19 protein-coding genes are annotated in these 20613 nt (G+C 38.9%); 2 read left to right on the top strand and 17 right to left on the bottom strand.

Going from position 1 to position 20613, the window contains the following annotated elements; all coding sequences use genetic code 11:
* Positions 1–114 precede the first annotated feature (114 nt).
* The 4 genes from F960_RS08585 to rpe all read right to left on the bottom strand — a co-directional run bounded on the left by F960_RS08585 (position 115) and on the right by rpe (position 4524).
* The gene (locus F960_RS08585) at positions 115–996 is read right to left on the bottom strand and encodes a copper resistance protein B (RefSeq protein WP_004862719.1); all 882 of its coding nucleotides are present in this window, start codon (positions 994–996) and stop codon (positions 115–117) included.
* Positions 983–2806, bottom strand: a complete 1824-nt coding sequence (locus F960_RS08580) for a copper resistance system multicopper oxidase (RefSeq protein ID WP_004862714.1) — start codon at positions 2804–2806, stop codon at positions 983–985. The genes F960_RS08585 and F960_RS08580 overlap by 14 nt, the downstream gene beginning before the upstream one ends.
* Before the next feature lie 48 nt (positions 2807–2854).
* Entirely contained in the window at positions 2855–3343 is a 489-nt protein-coding gene (locus tag F960_RS21520; RefSeq protein WP_004862711.1) for a hypothetical protein, read from the bottom strand.
* A 494-nt stretch (positions 3344–3837) separates the two neighbouring features.
* Positions 3838–4524 carry a ribulose-phosphate 3-epimerase gene (gene rpe, locus F960_RS08570; RefSeq protein WP_004862707.1) on the bottom strand — a complete coding sequence of 229 codons (687 nt, stop codon included), beginning with the start codon at positions 4522–4524 and terminating at the stop codon, positions 3838–3840.
* 494 nt (positions 4525–5018) lie between these two features.
* Between rpe and F960_RS08565 the strand changes: the two genes are divergently transcribed.
* On the top strand, positions 5019–5297 hold the full coding sequence (locus F960_RS08565) for a DUF2218 domain-containing protein (RefSeq protein WP_004862704.1): 279 nt from the start codon (positions 5019–5021) through the stop codon (positions 5295–5297).
* Between the two features lie 7 nt (positions 5298–5304).
* Here the strand turns inward: F960_RS08565 and F960_RS08560 are convergent, their stop codons facing one another.
* The 8 genes from F960_RS08560 to F960_RS08525 form a co-directional block, all read right to left on the bottom strand.
* Positions 5305–6069 (bottom strand): M48 family metallopeptidase, encoded by a 765-nt coding sequence (locus F960_RS08560; protein ID WP_004862701.1) that lies wholly within the window; start codon positions 6067–6069, stop codon positions 5305–5307.
* A gap of 237 nt (positions 6070–6306) precedes the next feature.
* Positions 6307–7146 carry an S-formylglutathione hydrolase gene (fghA, locus tag F960_RS08555; RefSeq protein WP_004862697.1) on the bottom strand — a complete coding sequence of 280 codons (840 nt, stop codon included), beginning with the start codon at positions 7144–7146 and terminating at the stop codon, positions 6307–6309.
* 50 nt (positions 7147–7196) lie between these two features.
* Positions 7197–8648, bottom strand: a complete 1452-nt coding sequence (locus tag F960_RS08550) for a C13 family peptidase (RefSeq protein ID WP_004862694.1) — start codon at positions 8646–8648, stop codon at positions 7197–7199.
* Between the two features lie 133 nt (positions 8649–8781).
* A complete protein-coding gene (locus tag F960_RS08545; RefSeq protein ID WP_004862691.1) occupies positions 8782–9591 on the bottom strand; it encodes a class I SAM-dependent methyltransferase in 810 nt (269 codons plus the stop codon).
* Positions 9585–10409 (bottom strand): undecaprenyl-diphosphate phosphatase, encoded by an 825-nt coding sequence (locus tag F960_RS08540; protein ID WP_004862688.1) that lies wholly within the window; start codon positions 10407–10409, stop codon positions 9585–9587. Before F960_RS08540 ends, F960_RS08545 begins: the two co-directional genes overlap by 7 nt.
* Before the next feature lie 12 nt (positions 10410–10421).
* Complete coding sequence (gene tsaB / locus F960_RS08535; protein ID WP_004862685.1) at positions 10422–11090, bottom strand: tRNA (adenosine(37)-N6)-threonylcarbamoyltransferase complex dimerization subunit type 1 TsaB; 669 nt, start codon at positions 11088–11090, stop codon at positions 10422–10424.
* Positions 11091–11509: 419 nt separating this feature from the next.
* Positions 11510–12040, bottom strand: a complete 531-nt coding sequence (locus F960_RS08530; protein WP_004862681.1) for a gamma carbonic anhydrase family protein — start codon at positions 12038–12040, stop codon at positions 11510–11512.
* A 15-nt stretch (positions 12041–12055) separates the two neighbouring features.
* Positions 12056–12670 (bottom strand): CoA pyrophosphatase, encoded by a 615-nt coding sequence (locus F960_RS08525; RefSeq protein WP_035373074.1) that lies wholly within the window; start codon positions 12668–12670, stop codon positions 12056–12058.
* A gap of 138 nt (positions 12671–12808) precedes the next feature.
* Here F960_RS08525 and F960_RS08520 point away from each other — a divergent pair, with 138 nt between their 5' ends.
* Positions 12809–13357, top strand: a complete 549-nt coding sequence (locus F960_RS08520; protein WP_004862675.1) for an NUDIX hydrolase — start codon at positions 12809–12811, stop codon at positions 13355–13357.
* Positions 13358–13449: 92 nt separating this feature from the next.
* Here the strand turns inward: F960_RS08520 and filF are convergent, their stop codons facing one another.
* From filF to filB, 5 genes are read right to left on the bottom strand one after another with little or no spacing between them, the layout of a single operon-like run.
* Positions 13450–15339 (bottom strand): putative pilus system protein FilF, encoded by a 1890-nt coding sequence (gene filF / locus F960_RS08515; protein ID WP_004862669.1) that lies wholly within the window; start codon positions 15337–15339, stop codon positions 13450–13452.
* A gap of 15 nt (positions 15340–15354) precedes the next feature.
* Positions 15355–16680 (bottom strand): putative pilus assembly protein FilE, encoded by a 1326-nt coding sequence (gene filE, locus F960_RS08510; protein WP_020846612.1) that lies wholly within the window; start codon positions 16678–16680, stop codon positions 15355–15357.
* A gap of 5 nt (positions 16681–16685) precedes the next feature.
* Entirely contained in the window at positions 16686–18350 is a 1665-nt protein-coding gene (gene filD, locus F960_RS08505; protein WP_004862662.1) for a putative pilus system OmpP1/FadL family transporter FilD, read from the bottom strand.
* A 16-nt stretch (positions 18351–18366) separates the two neighbouring features.
* A complete protein-coding gene (gene filC / locus F960_RS08500) occupies positions 18367–19608 on the bottom strand; it encodes a putative pilus system protein FilC (RefSeq protein WP_004862660.1) in 1242 nt (413 codons plus the stop codon).
* A gap of 53 nt (positions 19609–19661) precedes the next feature.
* Positions 19662–20498: a putative pilus system C39 family peptidase FilB gene (filB, locus tag F960_RS08495; protein ID WP_004862658.1), complete on the bottom strand. Its 837-nt coding sequence runs from the start codon at positions 20496–20498 to the stop codon at positions 19662–19664.
* Positions 20499–20613 lie beyond the last annotated feature (115 nt).

Here is a 20613-nt window from a genome sequence, read left to right as displayed (position 1 = left end):
CAATTTATCATTTTACCATTTACATGATTTTTCGATAAATTTATGCATAAAATACCCCATGCGATTTAAAAGCCTCTCTCAAGTGAAAAAAGCTTTTCCGATAAAATTAACAGACTAGAATTTAAACGTTATCCCACCACCATAACGCAATCCACTATCTGACTTTGTTGCAGACTGCCATGCTGTCGCTTGATTTCCTTTATCATAAGCATAAGCAATATCAATAAATGGCATGACATTTTTATTGATCTCATAACGTGTTTTCAAGCCCATTTCTGCACTAGAAAGCCCTGTTTTTTTGGCATACTTAGAATCATCATTGATCACAATTTCAGCTTCTACATAAGGTTGCATGATCCATTTTTGGGTAATGAGAAAATCACGCTCCAGCTCTAAACTCAGTGCCACTTGATCATCTTTACCAAAATAAACATAGGCCTCTGTTTCAAAAAAATAAGGCGATAGACCGTGTACGCCAAACTGTGCATCAACTTGTTGCTTATCCTCACGGCGATGTTGATCATGACGATAACGCGCACCCGCTTGGAGATCCCAAAATTCGGCTATATTTCGGCTATATAATGCTGAAATATCATAATGTTCAGCGCTAGACTCGGCTTTTTCTAAATGCGCTGTTAAAAATAATTTATTTTCATCCGTCCCAATCCAAGTTTTCACTTTTGATTTTAAGGTCCCTTTACCATCATCATCGAGCATCCATTTATTTTCAATGCTGGTTGACTGATAAACTTGTCCTCCATGCTCTTTCATATGTGCTGCATCATGAGCATGTTGTGGATGAACATCTTGATTATGAATGGATTGTTCACTTTCATTTTCTTGTGAAGTATCACTTGATTGCTGTGTTTGTAAATGATGCTGATGTTCTTCATGCATCGACATCATTTCATGGGTATTTTCAGCATTCGCCTGACCTGAAAATACAAACAAACTTGAAGCCATTACTGACAATGAAAAAAGATTAGTGATGCGCATGTTCTGCTCCTTTTTCGGTTGAGTCTGGCGTTGCTTGTTGTGAAATTGGTGCTGTTGATAGATTTCCATTTGCAACATTTGCCACAATCAATTTGTTCATCATTCCTGCGCTCATGTGATAGAGCAAATGACAATGGATCGCCCACTCTCCAAGCTCATCAGCGGTCAATAAAGCTGTAACCGTTTTTCCCGGCGGCACGACTATGGTGTGTTTATTTGGCATATATTCGCTGGGTTGCCCATTTTCAAGCTGCATAAACATGCCATGTAAATGCATCGGATGAGCCATCATGCTGTTATTGACAAATTTCAAACGGATACGTTCTCCGTATTTCACTTTAAGTGGCTCAGCTTCAGTGAACTTTTTACCATTTATCGTCCAAATATAACGCTCCATTGTTCCACCAAGATTGATGACCAATTCACTTGAAGGTTCACGTGTATCTTGTTGCGGTTTTAACGATTTCAAATCTTGATATGTCAGTGCCTTATCACCTGTAGGCGTTGCAGCATTTGCCCAACCTTGCACTGTCTTCGCAGTATTTTCCTTGTTTGACTGCAGCTTTGTTTTTGTCTCAGGATCTTCTTGTTTATCCATGTGATCTGGCATAGACATCGACTGATGATGCTGTTCAGTCATCATCATGTGATCATGATCAGCTGTCGCCATGCTTGGCTGATTCGACATTGGAGCAGTTGAAGGATTCATTTGCATATCTTGATGAGAAGCATGATCCATCCCCATATCCTGCATCGTTAATAACGCACGAGGACGAGCTTGAGGTTCTGGAAATTTGGCTATTGGTGTATTTTCCTGATGCAAAGTTGCCAGTGCAAAGCCTGTCCGATCAATGGATTCAGCTTGTATCTGATAATTTTCTTGTTTCGGTTCAACGATCACATCATAAGTTTCCGCTGTACCGATCCGAAACTCATCTACTGGCACAGGTTGTACAGCTTGGCCATCTGCACTGACCACTGTCATTTTTAAATTTGGAATTCTGACATCAAAAAATGACATTGCTGAAGCATTGATAAACCGTAAACGAATTTTTTCCCCTGCTTTAAAATTGCCAAGCCAGTTTTGTTCTGGTGTTTTACCATTGACTAAAAATGTATAACCCGATACATCGGATAAATCCGTTTTCAGCATGCGCATATGATTCCACATGCGACGATCTTGCCATGTGGATTTTAAGCCTTGATTTTTGATTTGTGTAAATACATCGCCGATCGTTTCACGTTTATTTTGGTAATATTCAGCATCTTTTTTTAGATTTTTCATAATTTGATCGCTTGAAGATTCATGAAAATCTGAAAGCATCACGACATAATCTCGATCAGTTTTTTCAGTGGCAACGATGGGCTTTTTATCCTTAGGATAAATCACCAATGCACCATACAAGCCATCTTGTTCCTGACCTTTGCTATGCGCATGATACCAATAGGTGCCACTTTGGCGGACTTTAAAACGATAGACAAAATCTTGCTGAGGTTTAATTCCATTAAACCCATTAAATCCCGGCACGCCGTCCATGATGCCGGGCAATAATAATCCATGCCAATGCACCGAAGAATCTTGATTTTTTAGATTATTATGCACATAAATTACAGCATCATCGCCTTCTTCAAACTCTAAAAGCGGCGCTGGAAATTGACCATTAACCGTAATTCTCTTTACAGGTTTCCCTGTAATATTGACCGTATTTTCAGCAATATTGAGATGATATTCGGTGACTTTAGCAAAAACTAAATTTGAAGATAATAAACAGGCTCCCACAAACAGGGACTGTATCAATCGAGTAGACATAACTTAACCTTTTTAAATATTGATAAAATTCAATGAAAATTTAAAAAGTTAAGCTTTGGGAGGACGTAAGATTTCTTGCCAAAAACCTGCCAAATGTTGCGCTTGATAATGTAATGGCAAAGATTTTGATGTCACAGACAGTTGAGGATCTTGGATAGCAAACTCATTTGGAGCAACCCAAGCCAGCATGCTTTGACACAGCAACATGCTACATTCACTACAATGCGTTTGGGTGGTCTGATTTTGCGTGATTTGTGAATCATGACAGCTCATTTTACTCTGCTGAGGCATATCCATTTTCTGATCATGACAAGAGGATAAGTATTCAAGCTGGGCTGTTTTTTCATTATCAAGCTGATGCTGATCATGATTTGAAGCCATTTGAACATCATGCTCTGGCATCTGCTGCTGTAGAGCTTGACTCATTTGGATATGCATTAATGAATTTGAGGCAATAGAAACACCGCTCCACACGATGGCAAATGCCATGAGGAGAACTAAGCAAATACGTTTGCTGAGTGTTTGTATAAAATTCATTTGAATTCTCAAATGCAAAAAACAGAATATAATCTTTTTTAGCATAGCCAAATTTTTGTATGAGTACAAATGGATGCTGTATTTTGGCTGTTTTAGTTACATGAAATTACAATGTGTTTAAAAATCAGCCAAGCAATAATTAAACACAGAATGAAAAATGATCAGTATTTTTTATGTGCATTTAATCAGTTTTTTTGAAAATTTGATTATATTTCACACAATTTTAGAGCTAAGAATAAGCAATTGAATCCTATTTGAATATTCTATACCCAACTTATCAATATGGTTATCAACACAGTTATCCATAGAGTTATCTTCAAAGTTATCCACAAACCCTTATAAAATTTATGGATATTTCATTTATTTTTATCATTGAGGGTCTGATGACATTTCTTTGTCGAATTGCCTGCTAGTCCCATGCATAAACAACGCATCAAATACAGAAAATGCCGTCAGCATTTTGAAATATCAACAGACCTTAATAATTTTTAAATTCAGATTTCTACACTGCCTACTTTAGCAAGTTCTGAACGCATTTCAGTGATCACTGCTTTATAGTCAGGCTTACCAAAAATTGCTGAACCCGCAACAAACATATCCGCACCCGCTTCTGCAATCTCACGAATATTTGCAGGTCCTACGCCACCATCCACTTCTAAGCGAATATCACGTCCACTTGCATCAATGATTTTGCGAGCTTGGCGTAATTTGTCCAAAGTCATCGGAATAAATTTTTGACCACCAAAACCGGGGTTCACACTCATCAATAATACTTGATCAACTTTGTCCAAGACATAATCAAGATAATGCAATGGTGTCGCTGGGTTAAAGACCAAACCCGCCTTAGCACCACCCGCTTTAATCAATTGCAATGAACGATCAATATGATCAGAAGCTTCTGGATGGAAAGTGATAATATCCGCACCCGCTTCTAAAAAATCACCAATCAAACGGTCTACAGGTGAAACCATTAAATGCACATCAATAGGCGCTTTGATACCATATTTTTTTAAAGCCTTACATACACCCGCACCAAAAGTTAAATTTGGAACATAGTGGTTATCCATCACATCAAAATGGACAACATCAGCGCCAGCTTCTAAAACATTGTCAACTTCTTCGCCTAAACGGGCAAAGTCAGCGGAAAGAATCGAAGGCGCGATAAGATAGGGCTTGGACATAGATCAACCTAGCAGATATTTTAGATGAGCCAGTATTATAACAAAAATAAGCCCAACAAACTTGCCTCCATTCCCATTGTCTAGGGTCTGTTGACATTTCAAATTGGTTGCGACGATGAGTGTTTTTTAGGTGATATGGGGCGTAGGTTGAGAAATTTAGTCATCTAAATGATCAAGCTACAACGAAATAACATCAAAAAACACTCTCGTCCTTTCGCTTCGCCTTGCGCTGCAAACAAAGCAGTGCTTTGTTCTTGCTCAGGGTTGTAGCTAAAATTATCCCAGGCTTCGTTGCGAAACTTGAAAATGGTCTCGCCATTCTCTGCATTTCGTGCCTTGTCTGCTTAATTTTAGTCAACAACGCAATTCAGTTATGAAGTGTCAGCAGCCCCTAAGTATCGAGTAGAAAATTATCTAGGCGAAAAGCTCTGTTTTAGGACTAGCGACAAAGCCAATCTTTTGTTAAATTCGATATTATTTTTAGGTAAATGAGAATGAAAACTAATACGTCTATTAACACCCAAGAAGCGCAGCGGATTGCCAAACGTTTACTCAATCACTGGAAACACAAATTTGAAGTCAGTGAAAGTGATCAGTTAATGTCGATCTTTATGCCTGAAGCAACTGTCGAAATGCATATTCACCCCGATCATTTAGAAGTCGTCTTGGTTACTGAAAAAGAAGATTATCAACATTTACAAAAAGTGATTATTGATCATCTAGATCGTATGGCACAGCAACAATTTGAGGTGACATGGTCAGCTCCCCATTAAGATATTTTTATTTAGGGATGCTCTGTTCAGCCTCAAAATCTCGAACCATTTGAATCCTTTTTTCAGTTGTAGGATGTGATGATAGAAAATCAGGCTGAGTATTCAGTTGTTTAGTTTCATTATTTTCATCACTCATACGCTGTAAAAAATTTGCATAATGTGATGTTTGTAAATGATTTTTTTGCATCATATTTAGGGCATACAAATCGGCTTCTTGTTCAAACTGCCGTGAATAACTTGCACCTAAAAACTGTACAGGTAGGTCATTGAGTGCATCTGTATGTTTGCCTGTCAGCGCAATATAAATCACTCCCAATCCCAAGTGCGATAAGGCTTGCTGTAAGCTATGTCGCTTCACCAAATGACCTTGCTCATGCGCCAGCACACCTAAGATCTCCTGATCACTATGTGCCATTTCAATCAGTTCATCAGTCACAATAATCGTGTTATTGGGCAGAGCCAAAGCATTTGCACCGATACGATCGCCTTGTCGAAAAATTAACGTTGCAGGATGCTGTCCCGCAAACATATTGAGATAATCGTTGCGGATTTGTTGTTGTTGTTGGATGGGTAAATGACTTTTTTCAGTCAATGTAAAAACATAGTTTTGGCTTTGATTGCCGAGTTCAGCAATGCTATTTTCAGGTAATTGTGCGGCCACTTTCTCTGCGGCTGCAGGCACACCCCATTTTAACAATGCCCCAATCAATAGCATGATCAAGATAATACAAATGATGATTTTGAGAACTAAGCTTCGCGCAGATATTTGCATGGCATTTCCATCTTATTCTTTAGTTCACGTTTGTTGATTTGTATATAATTTATAAAATTGAATTTAAAAGATAAAACTTAAAAAGCTGCACTATATTATGTAAAAAAAGCTCAAAAAACAAAACTTTTTTGCTAGTTTTTTGAGCTTTATCAAAGGTTGATTATTTTAAAATACCTTTGAATAGAGCACATATTGTGCTGTATCCAAAAATAAGACTTTTAGAACGAGTATTGCTACTTATTGATGATCCAGTTGAATCGCATGAAACTGTAAATGATCATCGATAAAACTTTGAATAAAGAAATAGCCATGATCATAGCCAGCATGTTGTCTAAGTGTCAGTTTTTGTCCCACTTCGATACAAGCTTGCTGATATTTTTCTGGATTGAGTTGACTATAAAACTGGTCAGCAGCACCTTGATCAATCAATACTTCTTTAAATAATGCACCTTTGCTTTTCAACAACTGTAATGCATCGTGTTGTTTCCATTCTTCTCGATCAGCGCCAAGATAGTTTGAAAATGCTTTTTCACCCCACGGGCATTCACTCGGTGCACAAATAGGTGCAAAAGCAGAAACTGATTTAAATTTTTCAGGATATTTCCAAGCCAAAGTTAAAGCACCATGTCCGCCCATACTGTGTCCAAATATTCCGATTGAATCTTTTAACACAGGAAACTCTGAAACCACTAAAGCATACAGCTCATCTGCAATATAACTTTGCATTTGGTAATGCTCAGCCCACGGCGCTTGGCTTGCATTGATATAAAACCCAGCTCCTTGCCCCAAGTCCCAATGATCGGCTTTGGCTACATGCTCCCCTCGTGGCGAAGTATCAGGTGCAATTAAAATCAGACCTAACTGTGCAGCCAAACGCTGTGCATGGGCTTTGATCACAAATGTTTCTTCTGTACAGGTCAATCCTGCCAAATAAAACAATGCAGAACAGGCTTCACCTGCCAAAGCTTGTGGTGGTAAATAAATGCTAAATTTGCTGGCAACATTTAAACTTGTGGATTGAATTTGATAAACACGTTGTTCACCGTCAAAGCACTTATTGTTTTGAATCAATTCCATCCCTTTCTCCATGTCTTTGTTCGCAGTCCTCATAAAACTGGGGCGCTATTTTAGCGTGCAGTAACGGGTTCACCTTGGTGACTGATTGGCTGAATCGCTGCAGGATTACTATTTGCAGGTGGTGTGGTACTTTGTTGACCGTGTGCGGCAGGAAATAATTTTTGCTCAAGCTGTGGCAACATCATTTCCATATTTTTACCGATCACCCACTGCGGTTCTGATGGCTCAAAACCTTGTGCGCTTTCCCATTTTGCAACTGTTTCAGATGCTTGACCAAATGCCGATTTTAACGACGTCTGATCGCGCATGGCTTGATCAAAGAAAGCTCGCCCAAAATAGGTGTAATCCGCTTCATTTGAACAACCAAAAGAAGTTCGATCAGCGGCTGATGCTGTGATAATCAATGTATCAGGTGATTGTAAAGCAGGAACAAAACTTCCTGAATAACACGCTGAAATGACGATCACTTTCCAACGAATTCCTGATTTATCCAAAGACTCCCTTAACCATTTTGGATCAACATCATCTAGATCAATCGGGGCATTTTCCAGCTCAAATTGATTCGCTAAACCATGTGAAGTCATATAAATAAATAAAACGTCACTTTCTTTATTCATTTGCTGACCGATACGGTGCAATGCCGCATCAATACTGGTTTTTGAAGCAATTGGTACTTGAGTTAAAGTATCAGGATTGTTAATCAATTCAATCGAACGACCAAATGTACCAAATCGAGTATCGAATTGCTCTTTGATACGCTCAACTTCTGACTTAAATACGTCTTGATAACTTGCCCCACCAACACCTAAAAAATACCAATGCGTTTGTGCAAATTCTCCAAATTGAATCTGCTCCAGTGCTTTATTTAACAATTGGCTTTGAGCATAAAAAGCTTGCTCTGAAATGCTCGGTGGAGTCTCTTGTACTTTCCAAATGGGCTGATCTTTGACTGACATTTGCCAAACAATCAAAGTAAATAAGGTCGCCAACATGATCAGACCACGTTCCCACCAAGGCCACTTCAATTCACGTGAAAAAACCCATACGACAGCCAGACTTTGCCAGACAAATAACACCATAAAAATAATGGGTAAATAGTCATAACTAAAATCAGGCAAATAATCGAGCGTACCCAAATATTGGATAAAACTTTGTAATAATGCGATATGTGTATCGAGGACTAACCACAATAATGCAGGTACTAACATTAAACGTGCATTATTGGTTCGCTGAGACAAAAAGATCCCAACAATCAAAGCAATAAAAGGCCACAAGGCATAACTGACCAGTCCTTGTTTATTGAAGACCCCTGCATCCCCTGCAACCAACCAACTAAATAAAGTATTGGCAGAACCGCCTAAAATACCCCAAAAAATGAGCTGTAAAATAGATGGTCGAACGATTTGAAGCGATTTACGAGAACCTAAAAATAACCACAAACCCGCAAGTTGGTTACTTTTAAAATCATGCCAAAAATTTATCGAAGGTTTTAGGTCTATCATAAGAATCTTTTATGCAGGTGAGCTTGGTGCAGCATCCCCTAGTTTATGCTTGAGTGATATTTTATCAATGCTAAATTGAACTATATATTAAATTTTTGTCTAATACAGCATCACTTACCAAATCACCTAGAAACTATGCTTTGGTGAAATAAGCATCAAATCGACAAGCATCACCTTGCCATTGATGATTCGGGGTTTGTTCTGCCAAAAACACAGCCAATCTTGGTCGTTTTACGATGACTCGATCCGCTATTTTTACCGCAAAATCTAACAGGTAATCGCCCAAATCCATATCACCATCTTCAGGTAAAAGTAAGTGCAAAAGCTGCATTTGTTTTTTCACTTGTGCTTGTTTCTTTTTAGCCTGCTGATTTTGATCTCTGTCTGGAAACATAGGATCGAGATATATCACATCAAAGCGATGATCCAATGCGATTTGCTGCTGTAAATATTCAGCCGAGTCTGCAAATACCAATTCAATACGAGCAACCACTTTCGCTAAAAATGGATCTTTTTCTGCTTGTTGATGTGCATCTTCCAACAAAGTAAATAAAATCGGATGACGTTCAACCAAAGTCACATTTGCCCCCAAATGTGCCATGAGCAAACTATCATGCCCAAGTCCTGCTGTCGCATCGAGTAAATTCGGTTTTTCTGCCAAATTGCAGGCACGTGCAATCATTTCAGACTTTAGACTGGCACGTTTTAACCGTGGAATTTCTGCTTGCCAATCGGGTTGCATTTTCATGCCATTGGCACATAGCCACAAACCATTTTCATCAACGCACAGCGCCATTTCGGGATTTAAGCGAAAAAAACGTGCTGCCAACTTTTCGACAACTTCAACAAAAACCTCTACCCCACGTAAAGAAAGCACAGCTTGGTATTGCTGTGCTTTCTCTAAATTTGCAGTTTCAGTATATAAGCGAATTTCGCTTACCATAATTTCCAACCTGTCAGCGCAAATAATAAAATAATCAGACCCGAAACGATGCGGTACCAAGCAAAAACCATGAAATCACGTTTTGCAACATAAGCCACCAAAACACGAATCAAAATCAGTGCTGAAACAAATGAAACAATCAGACCAACAAAGAATACAGTCCAGTCTTCACCTGTTTGGTAAACATGATAGCTTTTTGCCAAATCGAGCAAGCCTGCACCGATAATCACAGGAATACCAAGGAAGAATGAAAACTCAGTTGCTGCTTTACGTGAAACACCTAAGCACATTGCACCGATAATGGTTGCACCTGAGCGTGATGTTCCCGGAATTAAAGAAAGCACTTGGATTAAACCAATATAAATCGCTTCTTTCAGTGAAATGTTTTCGACTTCTTCAGCATTGACTTTAGGTGGGTGCTTTTCTACCCACCAAATGATGATACCGCCGATAATTAAACCAATGGCGACAGTCACATCATTAAACAAAAGCTCTTTAACTTTCTCACCAAAAGTCAGTCCGACCAGTACAATTGGAATCGAAGCTAAAATCAAGCTCACACCCAGATGACGACCTTTAGGCTCACCTGAAAATAAACCTGTAGCTGCGCCCCAAAGTTTAGACCAATACTCATAGATGACCGCAGCAATTGCGCCCATTTGGATTGCAACGACAAATAAATCGCTTTTTTCTTTGGTCCAGAAATTCATGAGTTCTGAAGCCAAAATCAAATGACCAGTACTTGAAATAGGTAAAAACTCAGTTACCCCTTCAACGATACCCATAATTGCTGCTTTGAGGAGCAGTAAAAGATCCATGTGTTACCCTAATTAAATTGCTTTGCCTTGTTCTGGAATTTTTTTCCAAGCGTTGTCTCTTAAATAAACAGGTAATGCCAATTCAGCACTTACCCATTCTTGTTTTACGACATTTTGTCTTGCGATCGTTGCAATGTCTTCTGCTGTTGCAGAAATCTGCTGATATTGAACAGCGTCAGCATGTATTAAAGCTGATCCTGAACCAATTAATGTAAATTTTTGATATTCGGCAGCTGCGTCATAACTTAATAATTTTTCTTCATCAAGCGCTTGCATGATTTGATTTTCATCAAGCTGAAAACTTGCCATATACACTTCATGCATACGTGCATCAAGCACAGCTGTAACTTGCGCCAAACCTGCTTCACGATAAGCAGCTTGTGCCAATGCTTGCAAAGTAGAAACAGGAACCACTGGCAGATCATTTGACCATGCCAATGCCTGAGTCACAGCAGCATTGATACGCACACCACTAAAAGATCCCGGTCCACGACTAAACGCAATCGCAGTCAACCCAGAAGTCTCAAGCTGTGTACTGTTTAGACCCTGCTCAATCATCGGCAAAATCGTCTGCGTTTGTGCTTTTGCGCGCATATCACGCTCAAAAAAAAGTGTTTGTTTTTCATCAACGATACAAACAGAACACTGCTCGTTGGCAGTTTCCAATGCCAGCAATTTCATGCACAACCTTAACGATAACTTTAAAATGCCGACTATAATACTCCAGTCATTGCGATAGCGCGAGTAGTTCTATGTATCGCTCGAATGAAGATCTTGATTATTAACTGATGTTACGCAATAGGTATGGATCGGATCATATTTCGTTTATCAATGATATGTATATACGCGAAAACGTCATCCGCAACTGTTTGAGGTAGGACTAAATATACTAATTAATGTTTCTGTGATGTATTGAAAGATTTGACGCAAGTGGGCGAGTTTTGCGGATGACAGTGGTTTTGCCTACTTTTCCCCTAAGAAAAGTAGGTCCAGCGGAAGGCTAATCCCTAAATCCAAACTCTTGATGTAAGACTCCGTCAAGCAAGCTTTAGAATAGTCTTAAAAAGACATCTTTCTTTTAAAGTGCGTAACATCAGTTATTAAAATTCAAATTTTTCTAAATGAATAAAATTTTTAAAATGTTCAGCATAATGCATCGCACTCATTTTCAAACGTATTTCTGCATCGGCATCTAGTGTTTTGACAACTTTGCCGGGTGAACCCATCACCACAGAATTGTCGGGAATCACTTTTCCTTCAGGAATCAACGCATTTGCCCCGATAATGCAGTTTTTACCAATCACAGCATTGTTTAAAATAACAGAATTGATTCCGATCAAAGTATTATCACCAATCGTACAACCATGTAGCATCGCTTGATGTCCAATCGTGACATAACTACCAATATTCATCTCGATACCAGCATCAGTATGCAAGACCGCATTTTCTTGCACATTGGTCAAATCACCCAAACGAATTTTGGCATTATCCGCACGAATCACTGCACCGAACCAAACGCTGACCTGTTTACCGAGTTCAACTTGTCCGATGACTGTTGCATTGTCCGCAACCCAACCATCCCATGGCGTATGCGTTGCAATAGGTGAAAATTCTTTATATTTGTACAACATGAAAATCAGTCCTTTTTATTTAATTTTTTGAGTGTGCGCGTGAAAACTAGGCGAATTGAGTACAAAAGGCCACTCTTTACGATAGTCCAAACCATAATGAAATAATGATATTAAAATTCGTGCAGTTAAGCCCCACACGATCTCATTTTCAACCCGCATACTTGGAAAATAAATAGATTGGTGCGCCATTCTCACTTCATAAGGAATGGGTTTTGCATCCATCAAATGCCTTAAAGGTGCATAAAAAATTCGATCAATTTCGCTAGGCTGTGCGATCAGTTCTACATGCGGAGGAATCAGCCCCACAACGGGTTTCACAGAAATACCACTTTTTGCTTTTTCCATCGGCAAATCGCCAAGCAATTTGACATCAAATGGATTTAAAGCAGTTTCTTCCCATGCTTCACGCAGTGCCACGGCGATATTACTGGTATCTTCAGGATCTCTTTTACCACCTGGAAATGAAACTTCTCCAGCATGATTATTTAAATATAAGGAACGACGGGTCAAAACGACTTTAGGATCATTTTCATCTGTAATGGCAATCAAAACCGCTGCCTGAGCAGGTTCTATATGCTGAGCAAAACGCAACCTTTGTTGGAGGGTTAATGTTAATGAATGATCCTTAATATTCCTCATCGAATACTTATCTCGCCTGTCTTTTTGTTCTTGTTCCATCATATATGAATTTTTTAGCATAAGGCTATAAATGATGCGAAAGTTTAAAAATTAAGTTATGCTGAGTCATCCTTTTTTAAAATGATAAATATGAGTTTCTGTACACATTGCGGACAACCAACCGTTGATAAAATTCCTTTAGGCGACCATAAAGTCCGTCAGGTGTGTAATAACTGCGGAACGATTCATTACGTCAATCCCAAAGTCATTTGCGGTGCTCTTGCGATTTGGCAAAATAAAGTTTTGCTGTGTCGTCGTGCCATAGAACCTCGTTACGGCTTATGGACTTTGCCAGCAGGATATATGGAATTGCATGAAACGATGGCTGAAGGTGCTGCACGTGAAACCCGTGAAGAAGCTGAAGCTGAACTCAAAATTGAACAACTTTACTGTGTTTATGACATTCCACGTATTGGTCAAATTTATTCACTGTTTAAAGCTGAATTGATCGATGGAAAATTTGGTGCAGGCGAAGAAACGATTGAGTGTCGTTTATTTGAAGAAAAAGATATTCCATGGACTGAATTGGCTTTCCCTAGTGTAGAACGTACCTTGCAGCACTATTTTAAAGATCGACAAAGCAATCAATTTGAAATACATCTAGAAACACTCGGTACTCGTTTAGATAAAACAGGTTGATTTACAATTCTGTTCACATTTTTTATTTATTTTCATAATGCTTTATCCAAACAAAAAACCATCCAGTAGGATGGTTTTTTGATCTGATCGATTTAGATCTTGGTTTTAATCTTATAGCATGAAGGTAATTCAACAAAAGATCGGATTGTACCTGATTGTCGTTGCGCAATATTTTTCTGTTCAAGTGTTGCCGCATTGGCTTCTACAGAATTGTAAGTGGCTTGCCAACCAGCAAAACCGTTTGTCCACACTGCGTTAGCAACAGCATCACCATACCAACTGGTTACATTGATACCATCAGCAGTAGTATGATTTTGCAATAAATTTTGTAAATTAAAACGAATACCAGACAATGCTGTAGAATTTGCCCCAGCAGTTAAGCCATCCAATACACCAAAAACTGGATTTGATAAAATCATACGTGCAGTGATGGATTTATCACTCGTTGAGTAATTGGTCGTCCCAGTCGTCCCAATCAAATATTGCTGTACATTATTGCTATCTTTATAGGTGTTGCTGTCAAGCGTTGGACATTCATCTGAGGTCAAACTACCATTTGCTCCAAGGTTTGTACGAATATCCCCATTTTCATCAATCACGATACTTAGTTTGGTTGCAGGAATGGTTGTAGCACCACTGACTTTATTATCAAATTCAAAAGTTAAAGTTGCATAAAGTGGGAAGATATATTCCTGACCTTTGGCAACACTATTGATCGTTTTAAAAACACTTTGATCCAAATAGGTTACAGGATAAGTTTTTTCAATATCGATCGTGCCATTAAAAACTTCACCACCAATCGTTTGGCTCCAACGCCCTATTGCATTTGCTGGTGCAGCACTTGTATTTTTAGTAATCGCTTCATAGGTCTTTTGACTACCTGCAACTTTATTGTTGTTATACAAAATACCTTGATTCAGAGAAATCGTTTTCCCACTTTCATCAGCATTAGCAGAATTAAATAAAAATGCTTTACTAATCGAATTGGTCAGAGGATTGATCAAGGCTGATTGCATATTTGCATTCATCTTGCTTGGTGTAACTTGAGTCAATAATAAAGTACGAACATTAGCATTAGACGTTTGATTTGCAGAAATTTTTGGTGAACCAACCCATTCAGTCGTATAACCAATACTTTGTCCTGACCGTGTCGAGAGTAGCAACATATCTGCAAGTGCATATCGATTGCTTAACTGGCTATAGGCAAAGAAACCCGAGAATTCATTTAAGATGTTACCGAAGCCTATTGGACTCGCACTATAGGTTCCTGCATTTGCTTGGTTAATCAGTTGCTTGGCAAGCGTTTGTGCTGTTTGATCATCTACAGCATTCATATCAACCCAAGGTTGTAACAGTGAAATATAGCTACCATCTAGATAATTGGCTTTGTCTACATCAGCTGTCACGGTAGATAAAGTATTTTTAAAATCAGTAGTCAAATCAATCTCTTGAATCGCTCCAGCTTGGTTACCTTCTGAAACAGCAACTGATTGTAAAATTCGGGTCAGTGCAACCATAACTTTAAATGATTCATCACTCGTATCCATCACAGTCATGGACTTCCCAGTTAAACCTTCTGCGATATCTTTTAAGCTAATATAAACGGGATCAGTACTGCTTTTGAGCGGTCTAATTTTAGAGAGATCGACGCTACCGAGATTAATTTTACGGCTGGTTTTTGTCCCTTGGATATAAAAGCTAACGGTATCTCCAACTTTACATCCGCCTGTAAAAAGGTTGCCATTTTTTTCAGTTGCAAAATGATTACTTTTATCACTACTACAGTCAAAGTTGACACCATCAGCAGGGAAATCTAAGGAAAACATCATACAGCTGTCAGTAACTAATGATGAACTACAGCCACTTGTTGTTGCAGTTACTCCTTTATATGGATCTTCATTAATGTGGGAACCACCACCACAAGCACTGAGCGCTGTGACAAGTCCTGTTAAAGCAAATGGGAGTAATATTTTATTTTTCATATTTAAAATCCTGACTTAGCGTAAAGCGCCTAATTTAATTTGTCCCTGATTGGTGAGCTGCTTACCCTCAACATCTACAGCTTCAGATAATGGTGTCAAAAATAAATACTGGGCTTGTGCTGGTTTTTTTAATATCCCAGCCAAAGCTGCATGTTGCTTCGTAGTTTCAGCAGTTTCTTCATTTTTAAAACCACTTACCCCTTCAACCACGCAACCGTTTTGGTCGAGAAATACTGCAAGTGGCCAATAAAATGTAGGGTTCTTTGATGTTGTTGCATACGACGTAAATTGTATATTTTCAACATCCGGATTTATTTTGACGATTTCATAAACAAAACGTTCTTTAATTGGAGGAACTGGCCAGATACCGAGTTGACTATTTTTCTGGCTCAATTCTTTTGGCTTTTTAAATTTTTTACCGCTAAAACAACTTTGATCTAAACTTTCAACCACTTGTTCTTTAGGCAAACGATAATAAGTACTCGCAAGTGCAATGGCTAAAGGCGCTTGTTCAGCATCTGGATTCATAAATTTTTGTAGTACAGCTTTGGTAATCCCTTTTTGACGTTCAACCGTTTCCACATGCCCTGTTCCCATAACATTAGAGTCAGGTGTGATATAGAAACGTTTACGTCCTTCGAGATTAAATTCTCTATTTTCCAAAAACTCGTTATTGACGTACTCAACACCATCAATTTTTGAAAAATTTCCATCATTTTTCGGACTATTGTCATCCTGAACAGTTGTTTTCTGCTGAGTCTGTAGCGCAGGCGCTGTACTCGGAGCCTGATTTTGCACAGTTGGTTTTGCAACTGGTGCTGTATTTTGTGCTGGCTTTTGAATCGAATTGCTTGGCTGAACCGTTTGTAATTGATTTAAGGTATTTTCAGGTAAATCCTGTGCTACAGAAGTTTGTTTTTTAACCGCTTGCTGTGCTTTTTCAGGTAAATTTTTGCTTGGATTCTTTGCTTTTTCTGACACGATAGCCACTTTTGGCACACTTATCGGCATCGGAGCTTCATTTTTTGGAGGTTTTGCTGCCGGAGGAGGAAGTAAAGTCGTTGTCGCTTCTGCTTTTGGGGGAGCAACAGCTTTTGGCACAGCATTGCTTGGCTGTGCCACTGGGTCTATTTGCTTTTGTGGTTCAGCTACTTTTTGTGTTTTAACTTGATCACTTTGCGTTTTTTTTGCAGGCTTCTTCTCATGAATTCCCTGCGGCACAACCATAGGAAATCCATCAGGTCCAATAATCGTATAAAAGCCACCCGCAAGTGAAAACTGGGCAACACCTGATAAAATTAAAACTGACGGAATCCTTTTGATTGCTGTTTTTATTTCCAATTTTCTTACCATCTAGTTCTATAGTTCAAACCCAAAATCGTTACTTTGGTATTGGTTTTTACGTTTAAACCGGCATATGGGTTTAATAGTAAGTTATCAATCCCTGTGTAGTTTGAGAGTGTACTTGTATTTGCTGGAATATTATCGCGGCTACGTAAAAAACCAAGCGATAAGTCAATATCTGTATCTTCATCAAAACGATAGCCGATGCCCAGACCAAACAATTGCGCATTGTTAATCGGAATCATGGTATTACGTTTATCATCTGGAATAGAACTGGTACGTGGCTCATAACCTGCACGTAACTTCAAACGATCTGTCGCTGAATATTCCAAACCAATCCCCCAGTTCCACGGCGATTGGAAACCTAAAGGAAGTGTTAAAGAATTATTGGTGACATTGTTGGATAATAGTTTTGCGATTTTTAGTGCTGAAATTGGTCGGTCAAATTCGAAAGTAAAACTATTCCATGCTTTATAGTCAGTCCAACCTAAATCTACATTAACTTGTAAATCAGGTAAGATTTTATATTTAATACCCGCTTGAATATGTTCTGGATATTCAAGGTTCATCGATACCAACCCCGACTCAGTCGGCGGAATATAAGAAGGGAAGTCTAAAATTGCAGCTAAAATCTGTCCAGTCGCAGATGAGTTTAAACCACTGATCAATTGGCGTGGTGCGTTGGCATTATTAATCATATATTTACCGCGCAAACGCATTTTTGCAGGGCTTTGATAGACCAGACCAAAACCAAACTCATCCGTCGGTTCCCACATCAAACCTAAGTTAAAACTTGGGCTGAGACTTTGCGTCATTTGAACTTCTAATTTACCAAACTGACCAAATGGATTCATGCCTTCATCGACATTACAAATACCAAATAAAATCAAATCAGTAATCGCGTTAGAATTACCTTTAAACGGCGTACAAACATTTTCATTGATCATACGCAACACCCCGATCATTTCATTGGGGAAGCGTAGATCTGTTTTGAGCGCCATTGCTTGATAAGACATCCCGATTGAAGCACCAATCGAGAGCTGATCATTGACTTCATAAGCAATCGAAGGTGAAAGATAGGTAATCCTTTCAATCGCCAACTGCTGTCCCATATAGTTACCAGCATTGCCATTTTCAGCACCAAAACCTGCGACCAATGGCGCATAAGCGGCTGTTGCATAAGTAAATTTAGAACCTGGTGGGTTATAAGAAACCCCACCTGTTGGTGCAAGTACTGGCCAACCTTTCCCTAAATCGACTGTTTTATTGAGAAATGGTACAAATAAGCTGGCATATTCCACATCACCATTGACCTTATCTTTATAACTTGTACATAAGTTTGAAGGATTGTCTGGTGCATCATTACAGATAAGTGGATCGTCAGAATAACCAAATACGTTATAACCTGCTGGAGCAGAAAATTCTCTTTGAATATCAAAATTTGCCACAATCCCCTGCACATCGGTTTGTAGACCTTTCAATTTGGTCAAACCAGCAGGGTTAAAGTGAACTGCACTGATACCCGGAGGGTCTGCAGTTACTGCATTCCCCATGGTCAATGACCGAATATCAACTGATAAGTTTAAACCAAGTACCGCAAATGCCTGCGATGAAGCGCCCGTCAGAATAAGTGCACTGACTAATGGGCGTAATGGTAAATATTTCATACCTTTCTCCCATTAGTTATTTCTTTTTCTTTGCTAATCCAATGATATCAAGTGGGAATGACAAACCAAGCGTTACATCTGGTGAATCTTGTGTCAAACCAAAACCAAGTGTTCCATTGACAATCGTATCTGGAGAAACACGTACACCTAAAGCCAATGAAAACATTGAGCTACTTTGTGTTGGCACATCGTAGTATTCGCCTGATGTATATTTAAATGACGTATTCATATTAAATGACTGTTGATAAGACATCGTCAGAGAAACATCATAGTTAAATGAATAGGCAAAACCGAAAGAAAAGCCACCCGTCATCCCTGGTTCAAATTCATCTAAAATACGCGAACCATTCGTACCACCACCACGGATTTGGTTTAAACCAGATTCATTAAAACCATAGTTTGCAGAAACCGAAGCAAATAAAACCACAGGGTCAATATATTTACGAGTACTTGCCCCCACACCTACAGAATAATATCCTTTCCCTGTAGAAAGATCTTTTTCAGGATTGATTTCGTAAGGACTGTCACCCGTTTTAGTTGATGCACTACCAAATAAAATTAACGGTAAACGTCCTGCTTTTAATGGGAATGGCTCCCAGCGCACACCAAAAGAGATATCACCTAAACCTGCGGTATTGGTATCTTTTTGGCTATCCGTTTTCGCAACAAAAGGAACAGCGGCAGTAACGGTTAAGTTATCGAGCAAACCATATTGCACTGTAAATGTATTGGTGAGCGTATGTGCTGCATCCTGATCTACACGGAGCTGGTATAAAGTACCACTATTCATTGCAGCATTGATTTGAGTATCGCTATTATATGAATAATCTAAATCATAAAATGTTGAAATTTCACCTTTTTTAATCAATGAATATTGACGTTCATTTGAGGTAAAGACTTCTTGTAAGTTGGTTTCTTGCGTTGCATCACCCTCTTTTTGTTGCAATGCTTGAGCAGCATGCTTACCTTCTTGAGGGACTAAAGATGGTGTGGTTTCCGTATCAATTTTTGCAGGTTGAGCTGTAGCAGGAGCACTTGCTACCGCTGTCTCAGCAGTTGCTGTCGGTTGTGCTTCAGCTGTGACTGTATCTGTTTGATCCGAAGATGCAGTATTTCCATCGACTTGTACTGGTGCATCATCAGCACTTTTATATGCTGATGAGTCAGTCGCAGTATCCGTACTTTCTGCATATGCTGTACCCAGAATCATTTGGATACTAATCGCCAGTAAAGTTCGAGTCATCCATTGTTTATTCATTTTATTCCTACCAATTCCCAAGCTTTTGAATATTTATTTTTTAAATCCAATTTTTACTTACTTTTATAATAGAGACGCATGAAGTTTGTAATTGGCTGACCATAGGTCGATGAGTTGGTATCTTGGTCAATGACCCGTCTCATCGTCGACGCTTTATCTGCAAATTTATTCATTTGATCCGGGTTGATAAATTGTGCATCAACCAAGGCGTACCTATTGATTGTGGCATCATCGACATGACGCATATCCGCATCTTGTAATGCCAACATATCTTTACGTTGTTCAGTCGGTACATTGATCAAAAATAAAGTATTATTTTCCCAGATTTGCTTAAAGCGCTCTTGATCAAAACTAATATTACCAAGGGCTGGATCAGCCACGTAAACACGCCCATCTTTATAGGCTTTATAAACAACAAAATGCTTAAAGCCAGCATAAGAAATCGGTACAATCGCAGGCTGTTGCTGTTTGACTAGATCTGAAAATTCGCCCTTGTATCCGCCACTTTCATAGCCCAGTGCAGTGACAAAACGTTTCATGTCTAAAAGTGAAAAACTACGGCGCTCTACAATACGGTTATACTCACCAAAGCGTAGTAGGCCTTCCATGGTTTGTTGTTCTGTTAAATTTGTCCCCACATATCCGTTAAGGACCGTGGTTAAAGCAGCAGAACCACAACTATAGTCATATGCCTGTCTAACGATTCCTCTGAATTGATTTTCCAAAGCAGGTTTGATCCTTACCTCTTCACGGTGATAACGTGCAAAGGAATCAGTTCGAGAGTCAAGAACTTCAGAATAATAGACAGTATCCGCTGGTTTTTTTTTGGTTTCTAAGGCGTGACTGGCAAAATAGTATATCAATGCCGAGCCTAAAGTAATCTCTATCATGTTTAAACTATTCTAGTTGTGGCATCATTTGCCATTTGTGTTAATTTTATTTTTAGAGTAAACACTCTACATCCTTGAAGAGAAGATACAGCGTTTTTTATAAAAATACATCTCT

Origin of the sequence: Acinetobacter gerneri DSM 14967 = CIP 107464 = MTCC 9824 (assembly GCF_000368565.1) — a bacterium.
Taxonomy (GTDB): Bacteria; Pseudomonadota; Gammaproteobacteria; order Pseudomonadales; family Moraxellaceae; genus Acinetobacter; species Acinetobacter gerneri.
The sequence above is the reverse complement of the archived record's forward strand: the minus strand, read 5'-3'. Positions and strand labels throughout refer to the sequence as shown.

What these genes read in the sequence shown, in the direction of transcription:
- F960_RS08545 (WP_004862691.1), bottom strand. Translation starts at nt 9,591, where the DNA reads ATGGTAAGCGAAATTCGCTTATATACTGAAACTGCAAATTTAGAGAAA.
- filC (WP_004862660.1), bottom strand. Translation starts at nt 19,608, where the DNA reads ATGAATAAACAATGGATGACTCGAACTTTACTGGCGATTAGTATCCAA.
- tsaB (WP_004862685.1), bottom strand. Translation starts at nt 11,090, where the DNA reads ATGAAATTGCTGGCATTGGAAACTGCCAACGAGCAGTGTTCTGTTTGT.
- F960_RS08585 (WP_004862719.1), bottom strand. Translation starts at nt 996, where the DNA reads ATGCGCATCACTAATCTTTTTTCATTGTCAGTAATGGCTTCAAGTTTG.
- F960_RS08520 (WP_004862675.1), top strand. Translation starts at nt 12,809, where the DNA reads ATGAGTTTCTGTACACATTGCGGACAACCAACCGTTGATAAAATTCCT.
- F960_RS08580 (WP_004862714.1), bottom strand. Translation starts at nt 2,806, where the DNA reads ATGTCTACTCGATTGATACAGTCCCTGTTTGTGGGAGCCTGTTTATTA.
- F960_RS21520 (WP_004862711.1), bottom strand. Translation starts at nt 3,343, where the DNA reads ATGAATTTTATACAAACACTCAGCAAACGTATTTGCTTAGTTCTCCTC.
- F960_RS08550 (WP_004862694.1), bottom strand. Translation starts at nt 8,648, where the DNA reads ATGATAGACCTAAAACCTTCGATAAATTTTTGGCATGATTTTAAAAGT.
- F960_RS08560 (WP_004862701.1), bottom strand. Translation starts at nt 6,069, where the DNA reads ATGCAAATATCTGCGCGAAGCTTAGTTCTCAAAATCATCATTTGTATT.
- filD (WP_004862662.1), bottom strand. Translation starts at nt 18,350, where the DNA reads ATGAAATATTTACCATTACGCCCATTAGTCAGTGCACTTATTCTGACG.
- F960_RS08565 (WP_004862704.1), top strand. Translation starts at nt 5,019, where the DNA reads ATGAAAACTAATACGTCTATTAACACCCAAGAAGCGCAGCGGATTGCC.
- fghA (WP_004862697.1), bottom strand. Translation starts at nt 7,146, where the DNA reads ATGGAATTGATTCAAAACAATAAGTGCTTTGACGGTGAACAACGTGTT.
- filF (WP_004862669.1), bottom strand. Translation starts at nt 15,339, where the DNA reads ATGAAAAATAAAATATTACTCCCATTTGCTTTAACAGGACTTGTCACA.
- rpe (WP_004862707.1), bottom strand. Translation starts at nt 4,524, where the DNA reads ATGTCCAAGCCCTATCTTATCGCGCCTTCGATTCTTTCCGCTGACTTT.
- F960_RS08530 (WP_004862681.1), bottom strand. Translation starts at nt 12,040, where the DNA reads ATGTTGTACAAATATAAAGAATTTTCACCTATTGCAACGCATACGCCA.
- filB (WP_004862658.1), bottom strand. Translation starts at nt 20,498, where the DNA reads ATGATAGAGATTACTTTAGGCTCGGCATTGATATACTATTTTGCCAGT.
- F960_RS08540 (WP_004862688.1), bottom strand. Translation starts at nt 10,409, where the DNA reads ATGGATCTTTTACTGCTCCTCAAAGCAGCAATTATGGGTATCGTTGAA.